7 protein-coding genes are annotated in these 7,407 nt (G+C 38.1%); 2 read left to right on the top strand and 5 right to left on the bottom strand.

Annotation, left to right across the window (positions count from 1 at the left end):
* Positions 1 to 17: 17 nt before the first annotated feature.
* The 3 genes from accD to tamL all read right to left on the bottom strand — a co-directional run bounded on the left by accD (position 18) and on the right by tamL (position 4,627).
* Positions 18 to 872, bottom strand: a complete 855-nt coding sequence (gene accD, locus FEDK69T_RS13000) for an acetyl-CoA carboxylase, carboxyltransferase subunit beta (RefSeq protein ID WP_023574638.1) — start codon at positions 870 to 872, stop codon at positions 18 to 20.
* A gap of 76 nt (positions 873 to 948) precedes the next feature.
* Positions 949 to 2,016 (bottom strand): class II fructose-bisphosphate aldolase, encoded by a 1,068-nt coding sequence (fbaA, locus tag FEDK69T_RS12995; protein WP_023574637.1) that lies wholly within the window; start codon positions 2,014 to 2,016, stop codon positions 949 to 951.
* Between the two features lie 46 nt (positions 2,017 to 2,062).
* The gene (gene tamL / locus FEDK69T_RS12990; protein WP_081711724.1) at positions 2,063 to 4,627 is read right to left on the bottom strand and encodes a translocation and assembly module lipoprotein TamL; all 2,565 of its coding nucleotides are present in this window, start codon (positions 4,625 to 4,627) and stop codon (positions 2,063 to 2,065) included.
* A gap of 36 nt (positions 4,628 to 4,663) precedes the next feature.
* Between tamL and FEDK69T_RS12985 the strand changes: the two genes are divergently transcribed.
* Positions 4,664 to 5,392, top strand: a complete 729-nt coding sequence (locus tag FEDK69T_RS12985) for a TrmH family RNA methyltransferase (RefSeq protein ID WP_023574636.1) — start codon at positions 4,664 to 4,666, stop codon at positions 5,390 to 5,392.
* Between the two features lie 5 nt (positions 5,393 to 5,397).
* Here FEDK69T_RS12985 and porT read toward each other — a convergent pair whose 3' ends face one another.
* Positions 5,398 to 6,102: a type IX secretion/gliding motility protein PorT/SprT gene (porT, locus tag FEDK69T_RS12980; RefSeq protein ID WP_023574634.1), complete on the bottom strand. Its 705-nt coding sequence runs from the start codon at positions 6,100 to 6,102 to the stop codon at positions 5,398 to 5,400.
* 1 nt (position 6,103) lies between these two features.
* Positions 6,104 to 6,835 carry a bifunctional demethylmenaquinone methyltransferase/2-methoxy-6-polyprenyl-1,4-benzoquinol methylase UbiE gene (gene ubiE, locus FEDK69T_RS12975; RefSeq protein ID WP_023574633.1) on the bottom strand — a complete coding sequence of 244 codons (732 nt, stop codon included), beginning with the start codon at positions 6,833 to 6,835 and terminating at the stop codon, positions 6,104 to 6,106.
* Between the two features lie 236 nt (positions 6,836 to 7,071).
* Here ubiE and FEDK69T_RS12970 point away from each other — a divergent pair, with 236 nt between their 5' ends.
* Positions 7,072 to 7,374 (top strand): hypothetical protein, encoded by a 303-nt coding sequence (locus FEDK69T_RS12970; RefSeq protein ID WP_240473176.1) that lies wholly within the window; start codon positions 7,072 to 7,074, stop codon positions 7,372 to 7,374.
* Positions 7,375 to 7,407 lie beyond the last annotated feature (33 nt).

Here is a 7,407-nt window from a genome sequence, read left to right as displayed (position 1 = left end):
TCGGGATTTTTTATTAATTATCGGATAGGTTGATTTTGAATCAGGTCGATGTACAAATTCAACTTGTCTTTCAGTTCTTTTCTTGGTGTGATAAAATCAAGGAAACCATGCTCCAATACGAATTCAGATGTTTGGAAACCTTCCGGTAAATCTTTTCCTGTCGTATCTTTTACTACACGTGGACCCGCAAATCCGATTAAGGCGCCTGGTTCAGCAATATTGATATCACCTAACATTGCATAAGATGCTGTTGTTCCTCCTGTAGTAGGATCGGTACATAATGAAATGTATGGGATCTTGGCATCGGCTAACTGAGCCAATTTTGCAGATGTTTTTGCTAACTGCATTAGTGAGTAAGCAGCTTCCATCATACGTGCTCCTCCAGATTTTGAAATCATAAGGAACGGGATTTTATTTTTGATAGAGTAATCAATTCCGCGGGCGATTTTTTCTCCCACAACAGCTCCCATAGAACCTCCGATGAAAGCAAAATCCATACAGCAAACCACAAGGTCTTTTCCTTTTGATTTACCAACTCCTGTACGAACAGCATCTTTCAGTTTGGTTTTGTCCATAGCGTCTTTCAAACGCTCACTGTATTTTTTTGAATCGATAAATCCTAAAGAGTCTTTAGAAGTCATGTTGGTGTCCAGCTCTTTGAATTCGTTGTTGTCAAACAAGATTTCAAAATATTCTTTACTTCCGATACGAACGTGGAATCCATCTTCAGGGCTTACCCAAAGATTTTTGGCTAACTCTTCTGCATCTACGATCTTCCCTGTTGGTGATTTGTACCAAAGTCCTTTAGGAACGTCTTTTTTATCTTCTGTTGCGGTTTGAATCCCTTTTTCTGTTCTTTTAAACCAAGCCATAATTTTAAAGTTATGTGTTTAAAGTTATAAGTTATGAGTTGCAAGTCTGAACTTGTAATTCATAAATATAACATAATTAAAGTGTATTAACGTTATTTAAATCGGCGAAAGCCTGCTCTAATCGTTTGTTGAATGTCATTTCTCCATCACGCATCCATTTTCTTGGGTCGTAGTGTTTTTTATTTGGAGAATCTGGTCCTTCTGGGCTTCCGATTTGTGTTTTCAAATAGTCGATTTTATCAGTGATATAGTCGCGAACTCCTTCTGTGAAGGCAAACTGTAAATCGGTATCGATGTTCATTTTGATTACTCCGTAAGAGATTGCTTCTCTGATTTCTTCTAAAGAAGAGCCTGAGCCTCCGTGGAATACAAAATCAACCGGGTTATTTCCGGTGTTGAATTTTTGCTGTACAAATTCCTGAGAGTTTTTCAGGATTTTCGGAGTCAGTACCACGTTCCCCGGTTTGTATACCCCGTGTACGTTTCCGAAAGCTGCTGCGATAGTGAAACGCGGACTGATTTTCATCAATTCCTCATAAGCATAAGCAACTTCTTCGGGTTGGGTGTATAATTTAGAGCTATCTACATGTGTATTGTCAACTCCATCTTCTTCACCTCCTGTAATACCTAATTCGATTTCCAAAGTCATGCCCATTTTGCTCATGCGTTTTAGGTATTCTTTGCAAAGCTCGATGTTTTCTGTGATTGGCTCTTCAGACAAGTCAATCATGTGTGAACTGTATAAAGGTTTTCCGGTTTCGGCGAAGTGTTTCTCACTGGCATCCAATAAACCGTCAATCCATGGTAATAATTTTTTTGCGCAATGGTCAGTGTGAAGGATTACGGTTGCTCCGTAAGCCTCTGCTAATGTATGAATGTGTTTAGCACCTGCAATTCCACCTAAAATAGCTGCTTTTTCATTTTCGTTCGATAAGCCTTTTCCGGCATTGAAAAGACATCCTCCATTAGAAAACTGAATGATTACAGGAGCGTTTAGCTTCGCTGCTGTTTCCATAACAGCGTTTACAGTACTGGAACCGGTTACGTTAACAGCCGGTAAAGCAAATCCTTTTTCCTTTGCATAATTAAAGATTTCCTGAACCTGATCTCCGGTAGCTACTCCGGGTTTAATATTGTGAGCCATTGTGTTGTAATTTTATTTTAGGTGACAAAAATAATAATTTCTATACTTAGAACGGATAATTAATTCCAATATTTACAACCGACTTATCAAAACGCATGTCTTTAAACCAACGTTCGCTTTGTTCTTTAGCCGGATTGTAGGTTTTAAATCCTAAATCCAATCGGGCAATGAAGAAGTTGAAATCATAACGTATTCCAATTCCGGTACCCAAAGCAACGTCTTTTAATGATTCCCATCCGTTAAAGGTGTATCGTTTATCTTCTACGTTGTCCCATATATTCCAGATGTTTCCGGCATCGGCAAATAAAGCGGCATTACATTTTCCGAAAAGATTAAAACGGTATTCGGCACTGAAGGCCAGTTTCATGTTGGCTTCGTTAAAGTCGTTGATACCACCACTGGTACCAGGACCCAGGGCGTATGATTCCCAGGCTCTGTTATCATTCGAACCCCCTCCATAATAACTTCGTGAAAACGGTACGTTGTCTGCATTTCCATAAGGTATGGCAATCCCGAAGAAGCCCCTCATAGCATAAACCTTTTGCCTTCCCAAGTCCCAATGTTTAATAAAATCGAATTCGGTTTTTACGTATTGTGAGAACTCTACATCCAAAAAGGTCTTTTTGCCATTTGGGCCTAGTTTCTCCGTGCCGATATTGGATACCAAATTCAAAAAGGCTCCTGCAGATTCAATTTTTGTTTTGAAAATGCTGAACGAATTGTCCAAAAGATCGGTTTTTGACGATTTTGTATAGGTGAAATTGGTGGCAAATATCAAGTTGTTCTCCGTTAATCGGTTTTGTCTTTCATCGATGCTTCGGATGTCTTTGTATGCATCATCTTCCGGACTTAAAACAGTTTGTCCTGTCAATACATCATTGATGAAATTATCCGCTCCGCCTTCCTCAATCGTAAGGTCTCCGTTTTGGTCCACGTTGTCCGGATTGGTGTTATAGGCTTGTGCATAATCATTTAACGTTTCGTAGGAAGATTCATATACGTTAAAATAATTTTGTGGGTTAAGGTTTCTTACAAACTGAATGTTGAGCAGGTCAAGTCGTGCCGAATTCGTTTTCTTGGGAAACCAGTTGTATGTTGCAATTCCCGAGAAATTCTCTTTGTCCAAACCGATGTTCCTTTGTCGGGAAAAACCAACAGTTGCCACTGTAGTTGGGAACATGGACCTCGGGATTATTTTTTCGGTTTTGATTGGCGCTAAAATCCTTGGGATGGTTAGTTTTACATCGGCTCCATATTCGGAGATATTAAAAAATACTCCTTTTGGATTGGCCATATCTTTTGAAGAACCAATGCTTCCTCGTGTGGAGATGTCCAAAATCTCGGCTCCTCTGAAAAGATTTCGCCAGGTCAGCGTCATATTACCTGAGATTCCAAAATCCTGGATGTTGGAATGCATGAAATCTAAGGCCGGAATCCAACTGTATTTTTTTCTCGGACTCAGGACAATGTTGGTTATCAGTGAAGTTCCGGTAGAATCTTTCGGGTCTTCCACAAATTCGATTGAAGGATAATTGAATATGCGCAGGTTATTTAGCGAGCGGGATGTCAATGTTCTTTTCGTGTCGCTGAATACGCTTCCTTTGGTTATGAATATCGCATCCGTTATGGCTTTGGGGCGATAAGCCAATTTGTCGGAACTGTATAGGTTGATGTCTTTATGGGTAACACTGTCAGCTACTTTTAATTTATCTTTACCCACATGGGTATCAGTATACACATTTACTTCGCTTATTTTGTATAGTTTAAAAGGGACTTTTATTAGCGAATCTCCGGTTTTGATCGTCTGGTTTTCAACAACAACTTCTACATTGGCTTTGTAGCCTGTTTTAATGGTGTCTACGTTGTAAGAGATGTTTGTTTCCTGAAATTTATAAGCGCCATTGTCTCTGAAATAAGTCGAAATTCGCTTTCTTTCGTCTACTAAATCTTTAGCGTCATATTGTTTTCCTGTTTTGATCAGGGATGAGCTTTTTATTTTTTGATACAGAGAATCGAGGTCAGGGCTTTCAACCACAGTAGAAATACTGTCAACTTTATAAGGTTGTCCTGTTACAATGTTGTATTTTATTTGCCCGCGTTTATTCTTTAAAGTGTCAATTTTATAATCGACTTTTGTTTTGAAATAGCCTTTGCTGTTATAATAATTTAAAAAGCGATTAGTGGTTTTCTGTGCTTTTTTCTCGTCAATAATCACTGGGGCTTCCCCGCTTTTTTTAAGGAAGTTGCTTAGGCCGGAAACAAGGAACGATTGTCCAAGACGCTCAACCTGTTTTTCAGAGAGTATGGCAGCCAGTGTTTTATGACGTTTCGGTTTTCTTTCCAGCCAGACATGATAAGAAGAATCCGGATTTTTTTTAGCAAGATTGTACATGTGCAGACGCAGCGGGAATCCTAATCCTAATAAAGAACTGTTGGGTTTTTGCTGTTGCTGGTTGACAATGATTTCTTCGTTTGTTTTTTTGTCATTAACCACCACATTGCTTTTGGTTAAAAGGTACTTGCCTTCCGGAACCCTTTTAACAAGGGAACAGGAGTATATAATTGCACCTAATACAAATAATAGTGCTATTTTTGGAAAATTCTTTTTCAAGTCAATAACGAAAAGTCGGTCAAAAATACGTTTTTTATGCTTAGTAAAAACCAAATAAAGCTAATAACAAGTTTACAGCAAAAAAAATACCGAAAACAGCATCAGTTGTTTTTTGCTGAGGGAGTAAAGGTAATACAGGAATTGTTGAATTCCAATTTTGAGCTGGAGCATCTTTTTAGCACGACTGAGCATTTTCATAACGTTCCGAAAAATAAATTTTCGTTAATTTCTGAAGCAGAATTAAAGAAAATATCGGTGTTAACTACTCCGAATGTCTGTTTGGCGTTGTTTAAAATCCCGGCAGAATTGCCTGTTGCCGAGAAAGGTTTAGTGGTGGCTCTCGATGATATCCGTGATCCGGGGAATTTAGGAACCATAGTGCGTTTATGTGATTGGTTTGGTGTGAAGCAAGTAGTGTGTTCGATGGAAACCGCAGATATTTATAACCCAAAAGTGGTTCAGGCGACCATGGGGTCCATAACGCGGGTTAATGTTGTTTATGCAAGCCTTGAAAAGTTTTTGTCAGAAACTAAACTTCCGGTTTTTGGAACATATATGGACGGGGATTCCATTTATAAAACGAAACTGCCAGGCGAAGGAATTCTTGTCATGGGGAATGAAGCCAATGGAATTTCTCCGGCGATAGAGAAATTAACCGGTAATAGGCTTTCCATACCACGTTTTGGTGACCTTCAGCAAACCGAAAGTCTGAATGTGGCCACTGCTACCGCAATTATTCTGAGTGAATTTAAACGACTTGGATAACTATTTTAGTGGAAGGCAAAATTGATAAAAATACCTCTGGTTTTCATTGATTCCACATTTCCGGTCCATGGGCTATCTGGGTTGTTGTCGCGGATAAGTTCATCATTAATTCCGAAGACTCCTCTGACGGAAGGCGAGAACTTGAAGTATTCAAAATAGAGATCAATCCCAAATCCGACTTCGTAATTGGAAGTCCATTTTTTCATTCGGAATACGTCGTTGTAATTGTCATCTTTGGAATCGGAATTGCTTCCTAAATTCAACGATTTTGAAAAACCGCCAATTAGGTAGGGGCGGAAATTGCCAATCCTTTTGGATGAGAATTTCAGTAATAGCGGGAAATTGATGTAGGTAGACTTTACCTCGCGAAGTCTGTCGAAAGAATCTTCAATGTTAGGGAAAACCAAATTACGCTGGGAATAAGCCAAACCTGGTTCGAATCGTAAATCCAGGTACTCCATCAGGCGAAGGTTTCCGATCAGACCAACATTAAAAGCCGTTGTGGATTGCACTTCAATGTCTTTGTCCGGTTCTATATAGTCAAATTTGAAATCGTACGTATTGAATCCTAAATAATATCCCCAATGCACACGTTGTTTGTCGAAATTTTCAAGATTGATGATGGGGTTTTTACCAAACATACCTATTCCTTTCTGGGCAAAACTTTTTCCCGAAACAATAAGTACAAGTAAAACAAATAATTTTTTCATATTATTTTTTTGAAGCCGAATAAATGGTTGCTACTCCAAAAGTTTGAGGCATGTCTTTAACATCTATAAACCCAACTTTTCGCAAAATATTGTTCAAGGCTTCTCCATAAGGGAAATGTGATGCCGATTCAGACAGGTAGGAATAGGCTACTTTGTCTTTTGAAAACAATCTGCCAATAAGCGGAAGGATGTTTTTGGTATAGAAATTATATCCTTGTTTGAAAGGGAATTTGGTAGGTACAGATGTTTCTAGAATTACAAAACGGCCATCTGGTTTCAATACGCGAAGTATTTCGGACAGGCCTAATTCTAAATCTTCAAAATTACGCACGCCAAAAGCTACAGTTATAGCGTCAAAATAATTGTCTTCGAAAGGGATTTTTTCGGAATCGCCCAGGACCATTTCGATTTTGCCGTTCAGCTGTTTTTGTGCTACTTTTTGTTTTCCGATTTCCAACATTCCAGCGGAAATATCCAGGCCGATTATCTTTTCGGCATTGGTATTGGCCATAAGGATGGCTAGATCACCGGTTCCGGTTGCAATGTCGAGAATGTTCTTCGGATTTTTTGCAGCTATGAGCTTTAAAACATTTTTTCTCCACTTAATATCAATCCCAAAAGAAATCACTCGGTTAAGGTTGTCATAATTGCCTGAAATAGTGTCAAACATTTTAGTAACCTGTTCTTTTTTACCTAGATTGGATGACTTGTATGGAGTGATGTTGTCGTTCATCGATTAAAAATATTTGTACAAAGATAATACAAACTTTAACATATTCAATCTAATGAAATAATTGTAATTTTAAGACATAAAGAAAGACGAAGTTCTTTTACATAATGGAAGAAAAAGCTAAGGTATCACCAAATTTGGTGATACGAAAAATACACTTTTTTAGTGATTGTTTGACGTTATAATTCGTTGCAATTTTACAGTCATCATACAAACGGACTAATATGTTGTCTAAGCTTATGTCATCGGAAATTAAATGGGTATTACTGGCACTTGTAATCTCATTGGTTCTTGTGGAAAGCGTCAACAGTGGTGTTTTTTTTGACACTGCTGATTCAGGGGTGCCGCAAACGTTCTTTGGGTTAAATTTGTTTTTGGAAATTTTAGTTTTTTTTGTCTTTAGTACTTTTGTGGTATTTGGTATTAGAGGCTTTTTTGAGATGTATTCTCAGAAATTCGCCAATGTTATATTATTCATAACAGGTTTATTATTAACAGTGGTGATTTTTATTTTATGTTATCAGGTGCTTTCACTTGAATAATCCGAACGTTAGAATAGATACATTTTAGTTTGT

This window comes from Flavobacterium enshiense DK69, from assembly GCF_000498495.1.
GTDB lineage: Bacteria > Bacteroidota > Bacteroidia > Flavobacteriales > Flavobacteriaceae > Flavobacterium > Flavobacterium enshiense.
The sequence above is the reverse complement of the archived record's forward strand: the minus strand, read 5'-3'. Positions and strand labels throughout refer to the sequence as shown.